12 protein-coding genes are annotated in these 15,132 nt (G+C 69.5%); 5 read left to right on the top strand and 7 right to left on the bottom strand.

Annotated elements, in window-relative coordinates:
* Nucleotides 1-69: 69 nt before the first annotated feature.
* Both ACZ5Z2_RS02240 and ACZ5Z2_RS02235 read right to left on the bottom strand, forming a co-directional pair.
* Nucleotides 70-1,683, bottom strand: coding sequence for an APC family permease (locus ACZ5Z2_RS02240; RefSeq protein WP_464760356.1), 1,614 nt, complete (start codon nt 1,681-1,683; stop codon nt 70-72).
* A gap of 377 nt (nt 1,684-2,060) precedes the next feature.
* Nucleotides 2,061-3,443 carry an L-serine ammonia-lyase gene (locus ACZ5Z2_RS02235; RefSeq protein WP_464760355.1) on the bottom strand — a complete coding sequence of 461 codons (1,383 nt, stop codon included), beginning with the start codon at nt 3,441-3,443 and terminating at the stop codon, nt 2,061-2,063.
* A 66-nt stretch (nt 3,444-3,509) separates the two neighbouring features.
* Here ACZ5Z2_RS02235 and ACZ5Z2_RS02230 point away from each other — a divergent pair, with 66 nt between their 5' ends.
* The gene (locus tag ACZ5Z2_RS02230) at nt 3,510-3,746 is read left to right on the top strand and encodes a glutaredoxin family protein (protein WP_464760354.1); all 237 of its coding nucleotides are present in this window, start codon (nt 3,510-3,512) and stop codon (nt 3,744-3,746) included.
* Between the two features lie 49 nt (nt 3,747-3,795).
* Here ACZ5Z2_RS02230 and ACZ5Z2_RS02225 read toward each other — a convergent pair whose 3' ends face one another.
* The 3 genes from ACZ5Z2_RS02225 to ACZ5Z2_RS02215 are packed head-to-tail and all read right to left on the bottom strand — an operon-like array spanning nt 3,796 to nt 5,542.
* Entirely contained in the window at nt 3,796-4,353 is a 558-nt protein-coding gene (locus ACZ5Z2_RS02225; protein WP_464760353.1) for a YceI family protein, read from the bottom strand.
* A gap of 5 nt (nt 4,354-4,358) precedes the next feature.
* Nucleotides 4,359-4,922, bottom strand: a complete 564-nt coding sequence (locus ACZ5Z2_RS02220) for a cytochrome b (protein ID WP_464760352.1) — start codon at nt 4,920-4,922, stop codon at nt 4,359-4,361.
* On the bottom strand, nt 4,919-5,542 hold the full coding sequence (locus tag ACZ5Z2_RS02215) for a YceI family protein (RefSeq protein ID WP_464760351.1): 624 nt from the start codon (nt 5,540-5,542) through the stop codon (nt 4,919-4,921). The genes ACZ5Z2_RS02220 and ACZ5Z2_RS02215 overlap by 4 nt, the downstream gene beginning before the upstream one ends.
* A gap of 188 nt (nt 5,543-5,730) precedes the next feature.
* Between ACZ5Z2_RS02215 and ACZ5Z2_RS02210 the strand changes: the two genes are divergently transcribed.
* Nucleotides 5,731-9,309 (top strand): hybrid sensor histidine kinase/response regulator, encoded by a 3,579-nt coding sequence (locus ACZ5Z2_RS02210; RefSeq protein WP_464760350.1) that lies wholly within the window; start codon nt 5,731-5,733, stop codon nt 9,307-9,309.
* Between the two features lie 12 nt (nt 9,310-9,321).
* Here ACZ5Z2_RS02210 and ACZ5Z2_RS02205 read toward each other — a convergent pair whose 3' ends face one another.
* Nucleotides 9,322-9,744, bottom strand: a complete 423-nt coding sequence (locus ACZ5Z2_RS02205; RefSeq protein WP_464760349.1) for a DNA polymerase III subunit chi — start codon at nt 9,742-9,744, stop codon at nt 9,322-9,324.
* 317 nt (nt 9,745-10,061) lie between these two features.
* Nucleotides 10,062-11,549, bottom strand: coding sequence for a leucyl aminopeptidase (locus ACZ5Z2_RS02200; protein ID WP_464760348.1), 1,488 nt, complete (start codon nt 11,547-11,549; stop codon nt 10,062-10,064).
* A gap of 96 nt (nt 11,550-11,645) precedes the next feature.
* Between ACZ5Z2_RS02200 and lptF the strand changes: the two genes are divergently transcribed.
* From lptF to ltaE, 3 genes are read left to right on the top strand one after another with little or no spacing between them, the layout of a single operon-like run.
* Complete coding sequence (gene lptF / locus ACZ5Z2_RS02195) at nt 11,646-12,776, top strand: LPS export ABC transporter permease LptF (protein ID WP_464760347.1); 1,131 nt, start codon at nt 11,646-11,648, stop codon at nt 12,774-12,776.
* Nucleotides 12,773-13,867: an LPS export ABC transporter permease LptG gene (gene lptG / locus ACZ5Z2_RS02190; RefSeq protein ID WP_464760346.1), complete on the top strand. Its 1,095-nt coding sequence runs from the start codon at nt 12,773-12,775 to the stop codon at nt 13,865-13,867. The genes lptF and lptG overlap by 4 nt, the downstream gene beginning before the upstream one ends.
* Before the next feature lie 11 nt (nt 13,868-13,878).
* Entirely contained in the window at nt 13,879-14,898 is a 1,020-nt protein-coding gene (ltaE, locus tag ACZ5Z2_RS02185; RefSeq protein ID WP_464760345.1) for a low-specificity L-threonine aldolase, read from the top strand.
* Nucleotides 14,899-15,132: the final 234 nt, after the last annotated feature.

The following is a 15,132-nucleotide window of genomic DNA, read 5'->3' as shown; positions in this document are numbered from 1 at the left end:
CGGCTGTCACGGCGATCGCGTGTAGCGAAGCGTCCGGGACAGGGCGCGCAAACGGCCCTCAACTATGCGTTACGCCTGCGGATGCGCGCCCACCTCGCGCTCGGCGTCTTCCACCGAAGGCGTGCGCCAGCCCGACTTCACGCCCCACACGTAGAACACCAGGCCGATCACCGCCACCACCGCCAGATCCCAGCCATACGGCAGATAGCCCCGCCCGCCGAAGGTGGTGCTGCCGGCCCAGGAAACGAGGGCGATCACGGGCAGATAGGCGACCAGCCACCATGCACCCTTCATCTGGCGGCCGAAGTCGTGCCAGCCGGACTTGGCCTGGTAGTAGAAGTAGATCGGCAGCGCCACGACCATCAGCAGGATGATCTCGCCGGTCAGCGGCCACTTGGCCCAGTACAGCAGCTCGGTGGACATCACGAAGGCGATGCCGGCGAGCACGGGCAAGCCGGCCAGGCGCAGCGGGCGATGCAGACCGGGCGCGGTGCGGCGCAACGTCATCACGCTGACCGGGCCGGTGAGGTAGGAGATGATCGTCGCCACCGAGATCACCGCCGCCAGCGTGCCCCAGCCGCGGAAGAAGAACAGGAACATAAAGGACACCACGAGGTTCACCCACATCGCCGGGCGCGGCACGCCCGATTTCGGGTCGATGTGGCCGAGGATCTTCGGCAGCGTGCCGTTGCGCTCCATGCCGTAGAGCATGCGCGCGGTGGTGGCGGTGTAGGTCATGCCGGTGCCGCTGGGGCTGATCACCGCGTCGATGAACAGCAGCGTGGCCAGCCACTGCAGGCCGAGGATGATCGCCAGGTCGGCGAACGGCGAGCTGAAGTTGATGCCGTGCCAGCCCACGTTGGCCAGCATCTGCTGCGGCACCGCGCCGATGAAGGCCACCTGCAGCAGCACGTAGATCACCGTGGCCAGCACGATCGAGCAGACGATCGCGAACGGGATGCTCTTGCCCGGGTTGTGCGCCTCGCCGGCGAGGTTCACAGGGCTCTGGAAGCCGTTGAAGCTGAACACGATGCCGGCGATCGCCACCGCCGTGAGCACGGAGGCGAAGTCGATGGAATGCACCTCGCCGTGGATGCCGACGCTGAAGTTCTCGGGATGGAAGCCGCTGGCGATCAGCAGCACCGCGGTGAGCGCGGGGATGATCAGCTTGAACAGGGTGATCGCGGTGTTCGAGCGCGCGAACAGCTTCACGCTCCAGAAGTTCAGCAGGAAGTACGCGATCACCAGCGCGCCGGCGATGGTGAGGCCGGCCGCGCTCAGTTCGCCGTGGCCGCCGGGCGCCTGGTGGTAGAGATCCTTCGCCCACGCCCACTTCCACGAGGACATGTACTGCGCCGAGGCCTCGGCTTCCACCGAGATCACCGAGACGATCGCGATCCAGTTCGCCCAGGCCGCGATGAATCCCACCAGCGAGCCGTGCGAGTAGTGGCCGTAGCGCACCATGCCGCCGGACTCGGGGAACATCGCGCCCAGCTCGGCATAGGTCAATGCGATGAACAGGATGATCACCGCGCCGATCACCCACGCCCAGATCGCGCCGGGGCCCGCGATCTGGGCCGCGCGCCAGGCGCCGAACAGCCAGCCGGAGCCGATGATCGACCCGAGGCCGGTGAGCATCAGGGCGAACGGGCCGACGTCGCGGCGGATCGAGCTGGAAGACATGGAAACTCCTGAAGCGCGTGCCGCGCATCCCCGAAAGGGGTCGATGGTCGCAGACCCGGGAGCCGCCTGTCACCCCGCGAAGGTCATGCGTGGCCGTACGCGGCGGTATCGGCCCAAGGTGGCGACAGGTCTGCGGCGAGTGGAATACCCAGCACTATCTGCGTGCCGAAGAAGCTTCACAACAGCGAAATCGTTCATCCAGTGACTCTACGGCCTGGATGAACGTCACCGTCACTGGATTCCGGCCTGCGCCGGAATGACGAGCAAGAGCGCGGTGTCGATGCACACCGCACGTGGCCACAGGTGTTCAAGATTGTTCCGTGCAGTCGTGAGGCGCAACCGGAACAGGCGTGATGCGGGCGCGGAGAGCACGGACTTCAGCACTCGATGACGTTGACCGCAAGGCCGCCGCGCGAGGTTTCCTTGTACTTGTCCTTCATGTCGCGGCCGGTGTCGCGCATGGTTCTGATGACCTTGTCCAGGCTCACGCGATGCTTGCCGTCGCTCTTCAGCGCCATGCGGCTGGCGTTGATCGCCTTGACCGAACCCATCGCGTTGCGCTCGATGCAGGGGATCTGCACCAGGCCGCCGATCGGGTCGCAGGTGAGGCCGAGGTTGTGCTCCATGCCGATCTCGGCAGCGTTCTCCACCTGGTGGATGCTGCCGCCCAGCGCGGCGGCGAGACCGCCGGCGGCCATCGAGCAGGCCACGCCCACCTCGCCCTGGCAGCCCACTTCGGCGCCGGAGATCGAGGCGTTTTCCTTGTACAGGATGCCGATCGCGGCGGCGGTGAGCAGGTAGTCGATGATGCCGTTCTCGTCGGCCTTGGGGCAGAAGCGCAGGTAGTAGTGGCCCACGGCAGGCACGATGCCGGCGGCGCCGTTGGTGGGCGCGGTGACCACGCGGCCGCCCGCGGCGTTCTCCTCGTTCACCGCCAGCGCGTAGAGGTTCACCCAGTCCAGGATGGTCAGCGGATCCTTCAGCGCGGCCTCGGGCTGGTTGCGCAGTTCTTCCGCCATCGCCGGCGCGCGGCGCGCCACGTGCAGGCCGCCGGGCAAGGTGCCGGGCGAACGCAGGCCACGCGCCACGCAGTCCTGCATGGCCTTCCAGATCGTCAGCAGGCCGGCGCGGGTTTCCGCCTCGGGGCGCCACACGGCCTCGTTCGCCATCATCAGTTGCGCGATGGTGAGGTGGTGCTTCTCGCACAGCGCCAGCAACTGGTCGCCGGTGGAGAACGGATAAGGCTGCTCGGTGGTGTCGGCGACGATGCGGTCTTCGGCCGCCTCGTCGTTGTTCACCACGAAGCCGCCACCCACCGAGTAGTAGTCGCGCGTGGCCAGCTCGTTGCCGTCGGCGTCGTAGGCGCTGAAGCGCATGCCGTTGGTGTGGAACGGCAGCTTCTGGCGCTTGTTGAACACCAGGTCGCGCTTCTCGTCGAAATCGATCTCGCGCTTGCCGAGCAGGCTCATGCGATGCGTCTTGCGGATGCGCTCGAGGATGCCGGGGATCGCGTCGGGATCGACCGTGTCGGGGTGCTGGCCTTCGAAACCCAGCAGCACCGCCTTGTCGGTGCCGTGGCCGCGGCCGGTCATCGCCAGCGAACCGTACAGCTCGGCGCGCACGCGGGCCACGCGGTCGAGCACGCCCTTTTCCTCCAGCCAGCGCTCGGCGAAACGCGCCGCCGCGCGCATCGGCCCCACCGTATGCGAGGAGGATGGCCCGATGCCGATCTTGAACAGGTCGAATACGCTGACGGCCATGGCTGCGCTGCGCGTGGAAAAGGGAAACCGTTATTCTACGCGGGCATCCGATCCATTCGCAGGCGCATGCCCGACCTCGTCCTCTACCAGCGCGACTACTGCCACCTCTGCGACACGGCGCTCGCCGTGCTGGCCGAGGCGCAGGCGCCGGAGTTCGACAGCGTGTGGGTGGACGATGCGCCGGAACTGGAAGCGCGCTACGGCACGCGCGTGCCGGTGCTGCGCGACGCGCGCGACGGCCGCGAGCTGGACTGGCCGTTCGACGCGGCGGCGGTGCGCGCCTTCCTCGCCCGCTCTCGTTGAACGACCGCCGCGCGTGCAGCGCACGCTCGCCTTCGCATGAGGTGCGCGCTTATTTCGCCACCAGCACCAGGTGCGCGTGCACCTTCACGTCGGCGCCGATCACCGAGGTGTCGGCGTAGTCGCCGCCGCCCACGCCGAAGTCCAGCCGCTTGAGCGTGCCGTCCACGTCCAGCGTGGCGTTTTTGCCTTGCGGCCTGAAGTCCACGGCGAGGCTCACCGGCTTGCTCACGCCACGCAGGGTGAGCGTGCCGTCGGCGACCACCTTGCCGCCCACGCTGCGGAAGCCGGTGGTGACGAAGTGCGCGCTCGGGTACTGCGCCACGTCGAAGAAATCCTTGCCGGGCAGCGCGCCCTGCTGATCCTTGTCGCTCACCGCGACGCTGGCCATGGCCACCTCGACGTCGAACTTCGACTGCGCGAGCTGGGCGGGGTCGTAGCTGATCGCCGCATGCCACTGCCTGAAGCTGCCGTCGAAGCTGGCGCCCTGGAAGCTGCCGGTGAAGCCCAGCGTGCTGGCGGGCTGCACGGCGTAGTCGGCGGCAAGCGCGGCGCAGGGCAAGGCGAGCGCGAGCAGCGCGCCGGCGGCAAGGCGGATCGTCGTTTTCATCGGCATCACTCCTTTTCGTTGCGCAGCCTGCCGAACGGCAGCATGCGCCTGAGCACATCGTCTTTGTCGAACACGTGGTGCTTGAGCGCGGCGCCCACGTGCGCCACCAGCACCAGCACGAGGAACCAGAACAGGTATTCGTGCACCGCGTGCGCGAAGTGGCGCAGGTCGTGGTTCTTCGCGGCGATGCCGGGCAGGTTGAACAGCTTGAAGAACTGCAGCGGCTTGCCGGCGATGGAGTTGAACCACCAGCCGGAGAGCGGCAGCGCCAGCGCCAGCAGGTAGAGCAGCGCATGCATGGCGCGCGCGGCGAGCTGCTGCCAGTGCGGCGCAGGCTCCTCGCGCGGGCGGCCGTCGCGCCAGCGCCACGCCAGGCGCAGCAGCATCAGCGCCAGCACGGTGAGGCCGATGGATTTGTGCAGCGCCAGCCAGTTGATCTTCTGCATCGGGTTGCCGGCCAGATCCATGCACAGGCCGAACACGCCGTTGCCGAGGATGGCCAGCGCCACGATCCAGTGGAAAGCCTTGGCAACCGCTCCCCAATGGTTGGCGTCGCTGCGCAGGGTCATGGCGAATCCTCGATGGCATGGTTATCGGTGGCGGCATGATCGTCGCGGATCGCTTCCAGTTCCAGCCATACCGAGACCTGGTGGCCGATCGAGCCCGGGAAGGCGGCGATGCCGAAATCGGTGCGATCCAGGCTGGCGGTGGCCGAGAAGCCTGCAACGGTATGCAGGCCGTACAACGTGCGGGCCACGCGGTTGAGCCGGAACGGGATGTCGAGCGGGCGGCTCACGCCGTGCAGGGTGAGCGTGCCGTGCAGCACGCCGTGGCTGGCGTCGACGCGCTCCACCGAGCGGCTGGCGAAATGCGCCTCGCGGTACCGCCGGCAATCGAGCAGGGAGCGCCCGCAGACAGCCGCGTTCCACTTCGCATCGCCCATGTCCACGCCGGCGAGGTCGATGTCGAGCGCGGTGGCCGCGTGGCTCCAGTCGCCGGGATCGAGGCGCAGCCAGCCGCGCGCGATGTGCAGCCGCCCGAACGGCCGCGAATAGCCATCGTGGTCGATGCTGAAGACGATCTGGCTGTGCACGGTGTCGTAGCGGTACTCGTGCGTGCCGGCGAACGCCGCCATGGCCGGTACGGCCAGCGACAGCAGCAACCAGCGTGCGGGATGCGCAGGGGACATGCGCCGAAGTCTGGACGATCGCCGCCGTGCGCGCCAGCCGCGGCGGCGGAACGCAGCGTTCGCTTAGCCCGCCCTGTTTTGGCATGATTTGCGGCTGTTGCGGTGCGGGTGGCGCGGATTCGCCGCGGATGCCCGGCACGCCATGCATGGGGGCAACGATGGGGCGCAGGTCGTTGGGGTCTGCAGGCTTGCTTGGCCTGCTGCTGCTCGTCGCGGCGCCCGCGCCGTCGCGCGCCCTGCCCGTAGCCGCCCCCACGGCCACCGAGGCGGCGGTATCCCCCCTGGTCACGCCGCAATTCCGCCGCTACGGCGTGGCCGACGGCCTGCCCAGCTCGAACGTCTACGCGGTGGTGCAGGATCGCAGCGGGGCGATCTGGTTCGGCACCAAGGGCGGCATCGCGCGCTTCGACGGCGTGCGCTTCAAGGTGTTCCGCCACGTGGCGGGCGACCCCGGCTCGCTGTTCGACAACGGCATCGCCACCCTGATGCTGGACAGGCAGGGCCGCCTGTGGGCCGGCGGCCTCAACGCGGGGCTGAACCGCTACGACGCGGTCACCGGCAAGTTCGTGCACTGGGGGCACGACCCGACCGATCCGTCCAGCCTGTCCAGCCTGCGCACCTGGTCCATCGCGCAGACGCCCGATGGCGCGATCTGGGTGGGCACCGGCAACGGGCTGGATCGCCTGCGGCCGGACGGCCACGGCTTCGACCACCTGTCGTACCGGCCACCCGGCGGCAAGGCCAAGAGCTTCGGCCTGGTGGGCGCGCTGCACGTGGACGCGCACGGGCAGTTGTGGATGGGCTGCGATCTCGGCGTGTTCCGCCGCGACGCGCGGGGCGAGTGGCACCGCGTGCTGGCGGCCGACCCGCACGATTCGATGTCGGCCTGGCGCATCGACAACGACGGCGACGAGGTGCGCATCGCCACCGACCACGGCCTGATGGTGGTGGGGCCGGACGGACTGGCGCACCGCTTCGGCGGCACGGCGATCCCTTCCACCAACGTGATGGACAGCGTGCGCGACCTGGCCGGCCGGCTGTGGGTGGGCACGCAGCGCGGCCTGTTCATGCAGCCCCGCACCGGCGCCCCGGTGATGGCGATAAGCAACCATCCGATGCTCGACGGCGACCTGCCCGGCACCTGGGTGTGGCAGATGCTGGTCGACCGCTCCGGCGGCCTGTGGGTGGCACTGTTCGACGGCGGCGTCGGCTACCTCGCGCCGGGCTGGGACAGCTTCAGCCGTTTCACCCACGTCCCGGACGACCCGTCCAGCCTGCGCGACTCCATCGCCACCACCATGGCGCGCGGCAAGGACGGCCTGCATGTGTGGGTGGGCGAGCGCGCCAGCCGGGTGGATCGGCTCGACCCCGCCACCGGTCAGGCGGAGCCGTTCTTCTCCGGTCTCGGCGGCGACGTGGTCGGCCTGACCGAAGACGAGCGCGGCCGCCTGTGGGTGGTGCTGCAGGGCTCCATCGACGTGTGCGACATCGCGCGACGCCGCTGCCGGCCCGTCGCCGCGGAAGGCAGCGGCATGCGGCATCCGCTGGAAGTGGAACCGGGGCCGGATCACCAGATGTACGCGCGCACCTTCGGCGAAGGCCTGTTCCGCATCGACCCGGACACCTTGGCGGTGGCGCCGGTGCCGATGGATCAGCCCAACGAGAAGGTGCGCTGGGGCAGCCAGATGACCTTGCGCGACGGCGTGTTCTGGTACGCCAGCGACGGCGGCATGATGCAGCTGGACGAAGCGCACCGGCGCTTCGTGATGGCGCCGGGCGCGACGCCGGGACAAAGCGTGGATGCCTTCGCCTTCGCGGTGGACGGCCTGTGGACGGCCAACGTCAACGGCCTCGCGCATTACCGCATCGAGGGCAACGCGCTGGCGCGCGACCGCACGGTGGGCACGGCGCAGGGCTGGCCGTCGATCAACGTGGTGGACTTGCGGGTGGATGCGCAAGACCGCGTGTGGGTGTTCGGCCACGACGGCCTGTGGCGCTACGACCCGGCAGGCGGCGCCACCCGCTCCTTCGGCCTGCAGGACGGGCTGTTCAACGGCGAGTTCTCGCGCGGCTACGCGCTGATGCCCAGCGGCTACCTGTACGCCCCCACGCTGGGCGGCGTGGTGGCGTTCGATCCGGATCGCATCGGCGCGTTCAAGTCGGCGCCGCCGCTGGCGATCAGCGGGATCAGCGTGCGCCGGAACGGCGTGCGGCATGTGCTGCCCGTCGACGGCAGCGCGGTGAACGTTGGCTGGCGCGACCGCCAATTGAACGTGCAGGCGCGCGTGTTCTCCTACCTCGCCCCCGCCGCCAACCACTACCGCTTCTACGTGCATGGCTTCGACCCCGGCTGGGTGGACGTGGGCAACCAGGGCGAACGCGACCTCTCCGGCCTGGGCAGCGGCGACTACACGCTGGACGTGATGGCCACCGGCGCCGAAGGCGTATGGACGCATCTCGCGCAACCATTGCGCATCCACGTGCAGGCGCCGCCCTGGCTGCGCTGGTGGGCCTGGCTGCTGTACGCCGTGGCGCTGGTGTCCGCAGTGAGCCTGTTGCTGCTGGAGTGGCGGCGCCGGCTGGCGCAAGGCCACCACGTCGACCTGATCGAGCAGCGGCGCACGCTGGCCGAGCAGGCCAGTTCGGCCAAGACCCAGTTCCTCGCCACGCTCAGCCACGAGATCCGCACGCCGATGACCGGCGTGATGGGCATGGCCGAGCTGCTGCTCAACACGCCGCTGGACGCGCGCCAGCGCGACTACACCCGCGCCATGCAGCGCTCGGGCGACATGCTGATGAAGCTGCTCAACGACGCGCTCGACCTGGTGCGCATCGATTCCGGCCGGCTGGAACTGGAGCCGGCGCCCTACGATCCGCGCCAGCTGGTGGGGGACGTGGCGCAGCTGGAGCAGGGGCTGGCGTGGAGCAAGGGCCTGCGCTTCGTGGTGGAGATCGCCGACGGCGTACCCGCGCAGGCGCTGGGCGACGCCATGCGCATCAAGCAGGTGCTGCTCAACCTCGCCAACAACGCACTGAAGTTCACCGAACGCGGCCACGTGGCGCTGCGCCTCTCGCGCCGTGGTGACGACCTGCTGTTCAGCGTCAGCGATACCGGCCCGGGCATTCCCGAGCGCAGCCTGGTGCGCCTGTTCCAGCGCTTCGAGCAGGAAGACAGCCCGCAGCGCCGCATCGGCAGCGGCCTGGGCCTGGCGATCTGCCGCGAACTGGTGGAGATGATGGGCGGCAGCATCGCGCTGCAATCGCAACTGGGCCACGGCAGCACCTTCACGGTGCGCCTGCCGCTGGTCGAAGCGCCCGGCGTGCCCGCAGACGCCGCACCTCCGCCGAGCAGCGGACGCCAGCTGCACCTGCTGCTGGTGGAAGACGACGCGATCGTCGCCGCCGTCGTCGCCGGCCTGCTGCAACAGCAGGGGCACTCGACCTGCCACGTGACCAATGGCCTGCTCGCGCTGGCCGAGCTGGAACGCGGCCGCTACGACGCCGTGCTGCTCGACCTCGACCTGCCCGGCGTGGACGGCTTCCAGATCGCGCGCTTGATCCGCCAGCGCGAGACGGATCGGCGCCTGCCCATCGTGGCGGTGACCGCGCGCACCAGCGAGGGCGACGAAGCGAAGGCGCACGAGTCCGGCATGGACGGCTTCCTGCGCAAGCCGCTCAGCGGCGAGCAGCTGGCGGCGGCACTGGCCAGCGTGCTGGAAGAGCGGGAACGGGACGCACCGGCCTCGCTGGCGGAAAGCACCCCGTGACCGCCGGCCGCCTCACATGTCGTGCTTGGACAGCTCGAAGCCGCGCCGCTTGTATTCGCTCCAGCGCTCGCGCGAGCCGGTGCGCTCGGATTCGTCGGCGGGGACCACCTCCAGCACGCGCTGGAAGCCGCCGTCGGCGCAGCCTTCGCGCAGGTTGATCGCCAGCGGGCGATCCGGCGTGTCCACGCCGGGCGGCACGATCAGCACCGCGGTGTCCGCGTCGTCCGTGTCGCCGGCCAGCTGGTGCGGGATGAAGGCGTCCTCGTCGAACGCCCACAGCCATTCGTCGATGGCTTCGGCCTGCGCATGGTCGCGGGCAAGGATCAGCGTGGGCTGCTGCGCCGCGAACGCGCGCTTGGCCAGCTCGCACACCAGCAGCAACGGCTGCTCGCGGAAGCGCGGCTTGTCGATCAGGTAGAAGTCGGCACGGGGCATGGCGGTATCGGCTCCTGATCGTCATTCCGGCGCAGGCCCACTGCTGTCCGGAATAATCTGGGGATGGTGTCGAAGGATAAAGGCCCGCGCCGCTTGCACGAAGCATTGCGGGAAGGCGACTTCATTTCCGATAACGACCACCTATCCAGACTGTCATCCCGGCGAAGGCCGGGATCCAGTAGCGACCATGTTCGCTCAGGCCGCACGCCACTGGATTCCGGCCTGCGCCGGAATGACGAGAAAGACCGCGGCCACGAATGTTCAAAATTATTCCGGACAGTAGTGGGCCTGCGCCGGAATGACGGTGTTCTGAGAGTTTACGCGCTCCGGTCGATCAGCCACTGCGCCAGCAAGGCCACCGGGCGGCCGGTGGCCAGGCCCTTGCGGCCTTCGTCCCACGCAGTGCCGGCGATGTCGAGATGCGCCCAGCGCTGGCCTTCGGCGAAGCGCGAGAGGAAGCAGGCGGCGGTGATCGCGCCGGCGCTCTTGCCGCCGATGTTGGCGACGTCGGCGAAACCGGAGTCGAGCTGCACCTGGTAGTCGTCCCACAGCGGCATGCGCCAGGCGCGATCCAGCGTGTGTTCGCCCGCGGCGAGCAGCTCGGCGGCGAGGTCGTCGTACTTGGTGAACAAGCCGCTGGCATGCTTGCCCAGCGCGATCACGCAGGCGCCGGTGAGCGTGGCCGCGTCCACGATGGCCTGCGGCCTGAAGGTCTGCGCCGTCCAGGTGAGCGCGTCGCAGAGGATCAGGCGCCCTTCGGCATCGGTGTTGAGCACCTCGATGGTGAGCCCGGACAGGCTGGTGAGCACGTCGCCGGGGCGGTAGCTGTCGCCGTCGGGCATGTTCTCCGCCGCGGGCACCACGCAGACCAGGTTGTGCTTCAGGCCCATCTTCACCGCGGCCACGAAGGCGCCCAGCACGCCGGCCGCGCCGCCCATGTCGTACTTCATCTCCTCCATGCCCGGGCCGGGCTTGAGGCTGATGCCGCCGGTGTCGAAGGTGATGCCCTTGCCGACGAAGGCGTAGGGGGCCGTGCCTTCGGCGCCACCCTTGTATTCCAGCGCGATCAGCTTGGGCTTGTTGACCGAGCCGCGACCCACCGCGAGCAGCGAGCCGAAGCCCAGCTGCTCCATCTCCAGGTGGTCGAGCACGCGGCAGGAAACCTTCTCCTGCGCATCGGCGAAGGCCTGCGCCTGCGCGGCGATGTAGGCCGGGTTGCAGATGTTCGGCGGCAGGTTGGCCAGCTCGCGGGCGAAGCGCACGCCTTCGGCGATGGCGACCGCCTGGTCGAGCCAGGGCTGCGCCTCGGCGCCGGCGGCGAAGGCCACGCTGGCCAGTTCCGGCGTGGCGGCCTTCTCGCGCGGCTTGAAGGTGGCGGTGTAGCGGTAGGCGGCGTGGTCGGTGGCCAGTGCGATGGTGCGCAGGCGCCACGCGGCGTCGCGGCCGGGCACGTCCACCTCGGCGAGGTAGGACACCGCCTCGGTCAGCGGCAGCCGGCCCAGCGCGCGCGCGGCCTCGATGGCCACCTTCTGGTAGCGCGCCGCGTCGAAGCCCTTCTGCGTGCCCAGGCCCACCACCAGCACGCGTTTCGCCGCGACGCCCTCCGGCGCGTACAGCACCGTGGTGCTGCCGGCCTTGCCGCTGATGTCGCCGCTTTCCGCCTGGCGCTTGATCGCGCCACCGGTGGCGCCATCGACGCGGGCGGCTGCGCTGGTCAGCACGCCCTGTTCGTACACGCCTACCACCACGCAGGCGGTTTCGGCGGTTTCGGGGGCGGCGGCGGTGAGGCTGAACTGGAGGGCCATGGCACGATCCTGCAAGGGCGCGACGGGTGGGGAACCGGCTAGACTGGCGGTTCGCCGATATCAGTCGACGTTGACGGAAGCCCTCAAGTTTATCGCATGCTGAGCATTCTCGACCGCTATTTCCTGCGCGAGCTGGCGCAGACCGTGGCCGCCACCGTGGTGGTGCTGATGGTGATCGTCGCCGGCACCGCGTTCGCCGGCGTGCTGCAGCAGGTGGCCAAGGGCAGCTTTCCGGCCAGCGTGATGTTCCAGGTACTGGGCCTGCGCACGCTGCAAGGCCTCACCAACATGCTGCCGCTGGCCAGCATGATCGGCGTGCTGATGGCGCTGGGCCGCATGTACCGCGAGAGCGAGATGCACGTGCTGATGTCCTCCGGCATGGGCCCGAACGGGCTGCTGCGGCCCACTTCGATCCTCGCCGCGGCGCTGGTGCTGCTCACCGCGCTGGTTTCGCTGTGGCTGGGGCCGTGGGCGGCGCGCACCAGCGACGCGCTGGTGGCCGCGGCCAACCGCTCGGTGATCGCCGCCGGCCTCGACGCGGGACGCTTCACCGAGCTTCCCGGCAAGGGCGGCATCATCTTCACCGACGCGCTGAGCCAGGACGGCAGCAAGCTCGGCCGCAGCTTCGTGGCCACCCAGCGCAGCAACAAGGACGGCGCCCTGCACGTCAAGCTGGTCACCGCCAGCCACGGCGAGCTGTACCAGGAGAGCAACGGCGGCAACCGCTTCATCTCCTTCCGCGACGGCTGGCAGTACGACATTCCGCTGGGCGCGGACAACTGGCGGCGCATGCAGTACCAGCGCAACGACAGCGCGCTGTCCGAAGTGACGGACAACGACAACGACGACGATCCCGCCGAGAGCATGACCACGCTGCAGCTGCTGGGCACTGAGACGCCGGAGGCGCGCGCCGAACTGGCGTGGCGCACCAACGCGCCCGCGCTGACCCTGGTGATGCTGATGCTGGCGCTGCCGCTGTCGCGGCAAAGCCCGCGCGAGGCGCGCTACGGCCGCCTGATGCTGGCAATGGCGAGCTTCTACCTCTATTACCTGCTGCTGGCGCTGGGCCGCGCCCAACTCGGCAAGGGCCACTGGCACCACCAGACCGCACTGTGGCTGCTGCACGCGGTGATGCTGGGGATCGCCGCCTGGCTGTGGCGCAAGCAATATGCGCCGCGCCAGCCGCGCATCGGCAAGCCGGGCGGCGGCAAGGCGCTGCCCGCATGAAGCTCGCGATCCGGCGCGTGGACAAGCTGGTGGCGTTCAGTGTGCTCGGCTCGCTGATCGGCGTGTGGCTGGTGCTGACCGGCTTCGACGCGGTGACGCAGTTCCTGCGCCAGCTCGGCAACATCGGCAAGAACGGTTTCACGCTGACCGACGCCACCGTGTACGTGCTGGTGACCACGCCGCGCCGCGCCTACGAGATGTTCGGCAACGCGGCGCTGATCGGCGGCCTGCTCGGCCTGGGCGGCCTGGCCGCCACCGGCGAGCTCACCGCGCTGCGCGCCGCCGGCATGTCGCGGCTGCGCATCGCCGCCTCGGCCACCGGTGTGATCGCGGTGCTGATCGTGGGCGTGGTGATCCTGGGCGAAACCGCCGCGCCCTGGGGCGACCAGCTCGCGCAAGCCATGCAGCTGCGCCTGAAGTCCGGCAACCTCGGCACCACCGGCAGCGGCCTATGGGCGCGCGACGGCGACCGCATCATCAACGCGCGCGGCACCATGATGCGCAACGCCGGCGACCACGACACCGTGCAGCTCGCCGACGTGCGCGTGTTCACGCTGACCGGCGACGGCCAGCTCAGCCGCTTCGACTGGGCCAAGACCGCCGACCACGACGGCCACACCTGGATCCTGCACGACGTGCGCAGCACCACGCTGGACGACAGTGGGGTGCACGCCGCCACCGCGGCCAGCGAACAGTGGCAGTCCAGCCTCAACCCGCAGGTGCTGGCGCAGTCTGTGATCCAGCCGCAATACCTGTCGATGCGCGACCTGCGGCGCAACATGCGCTACCTGGAAAGCAACGGCGAGAGCCCCGGCGCCTACGCGGTGGCGTTCTGGACGCGCGCGCTGTACGCGCTCAACGTGCTGGTGCTGGTGCTGTGCGCGATGCCGTTCGCGTTCGGCACCATGCGCTCCGGCGGCCTCGGCAAGCGCATCTTCATCGGCATGCTGCTGGCGATCGCCTGGTACTTCCTGCAGAAGGCGATGGTGAACTTCGGCACCGTCTACGGCATGCCGCCGCTCGCCGCCAACCTGCTGCCCGCGGCGCTGCTGGCGCTGGTGGCGTGGCTGTACTTCCGCAAGCACGCCTGATGGAGGCGGCAATGAACGTGGTCGACCTGCGCAGCGACACCGTCACCCGCCCCACGCCGGCGATGCGCGCCGCGATGCTGGACGCCGAGGTCGGCGACGACGTCTATGGCGAGGATCCCACCGTCAACGCGCTGCAGCGCCGCCTCGCCGGCGAGCTCGGCTTCGAGGACGCGCTGTTCGTGCCCAGCGGCACGCAGAGCAACCTGCTGGCGCTGATGAGCCACTGCGAACGCGGCGACGAATACCTCGTCGGCATGGACGCGCACACCTACAAGTTCGAGGGCGGCGGCGCGGCGGTGTTGGGCTCGATCCAGCCGCAGCCCATCGTGCAGGCCGAAGACGGCAGCCTGCCGCTGGAGCGGCTCGCCGCGGCGATCAAGCCGGTCGATCCGCACTTCGCGCGCACCCGCCTGCTCGCACTGGAAAACACCTGGCACGGCCGCATGCTGCCGCCGGACTACCTGCGCGCCGCGCACGACTTCGCCCGCCAGCGCGGCCTGGCGCTGCACCTCGACGGCGCCCGCCTCTACAACGCGGCGGTGGCCGGCGGCGTGTCGGCGCGCGCCATCGCGCAGCACTTCGACAGTGTGTCGGTATGCCTGTCGAAGGGACTGGGCGCACCGGTGGGTTCGGTGCTGGTCGGCTCCGCGCCGCTGATCGAAAAGGCGCGCCGCTGGCGCAAGGTCGCCGGCGGCGGCTGGCGCCAGGCCGGCATGCTCGCCGCCGCCGGTCTGCATGCGCTGGATCACCACGTGGCGCGGCTGGCCGACGACCATCGCCGCGCGGCCTACCTGGCCGGCCGCCTGCGCGAGATCGCCGGCGTCAGCCTGCTCGGCCAGCACACCAACATGGTGTTCGTCGACGTGCCGATCGAACGCCTGCAGGCGTTCGATGCCCACCTGCGCGCCGCAGGCATCCGCATCAGCATCGGCTACCTGCCCACGCTGCGGCTGGTGACACATTTGGACGTGGACGACGAGGGCATCGAGCGCGTGGCGGGGGCATTCCGCGTATTCTTCGCACGGGGCTGAAGACGATACGGTCGCACCGCACCGTATCTGGGAACTCCCATGATCGTCATTCCGGCGCAGGCCGGAATCCAGTGACCGCGAGGCCTGAACGAGCGCGACCGTCACTGGATCCCGGCCTACGCCGGGATGACGAGCAAGAGCATTCAACGCCATGCCCTGCTTTGCTGTTGCTTCTGCGCGCAGGAGCGCGCCGCTTTTCCGGGGCCCCTATGCGGCGGTGAGGTGTGGACGATC

The organism is Rhodanobacter sp. G1 (assembly GCF_055397855.1).
Note: the sequence above shows the minus strand (reverse complement) of the source record. Positions and strands in the feature narration are given on the sequence as shown.

Coding starts and splice junctions, on each gene's coding strand:
- ACZ5Z2_RS02240 (WP_464760356.1), bottom strand. CDS start 1,683: ATGTCTTCCAGCTCGATCCGCCGCGACGTCGGCCCGTTCGCCCTGATG.
- ACZ5Z2_RS02235 (WP_464760355.1), bottom strand. CDS start 3,443: ATGGCCGTCAGCGTATTCGACCTGTTCAAGATCGGCATCGGGCCATCC.
- ACZ5Z2_RS02230 (WP_464760354.1), top strand. CDS start 3,510: ATGCCCGACCTCGTCCTCTACCAGCGCGACTACTGCCACCTCTGCGAC.
- ACZ5Z2_RS02225 (WP_464760353.1), bottom strand. CDS start 4,353: ATGAAAACGACGATCCGCCTTGCCGCCGGCGCGCTGCTCGCGCTCGCC.
- ACZ5Z2_RS02220 (WP_464760352.1), bottom strand. CDS start 4,922: ATGACCCTGCGCAGCGACGCCAACCATTGGGGAGCGGTTGCCAAGGCT.
- ACZ5Z2_RS02215 (WP_464760351.1), bottom strand. CDS start 5,542: ATGTCCCCTGCGCATCCCGCACGCTGGTTGCTGCTGTCGCTGGCCGTA.
- ACZ5Z2_RS02205 (WP_464760349.1), bottom strand. CDS start 9,744: ATGCCCCGTGCCGACTTCTACCTGATCGACAAGCCGCGCTTCCGCGAG.
- ACZ5Z2_RS02200 (WP_464760348.1), bottom strand. CDS start 11,549: ATGGCCCTCCAGTTCAGCCTCACCGCCGCCGCCCCCGAAACCGCCGAA.
- lptF (WP_464760347.1), top strand. CDS start 11,646: ATGCTGAGCATTCTCGACCGCTATTTCCTGCGCGAGCTGGCGCAGACC.
- lptG (WP_464760346.1), top strand. CDS start 12,773: ATGAAGCTCGCGATCCGGCGCGTGGACAAGCTGGTGGCGTTCAGTGTG.
- ltaE (WP_464760345.1), top strand. CDS start 13,879: ATGAACGTGGTCGACCTGCGCAGCGACACCGTCACCCGCCCCACGCCG.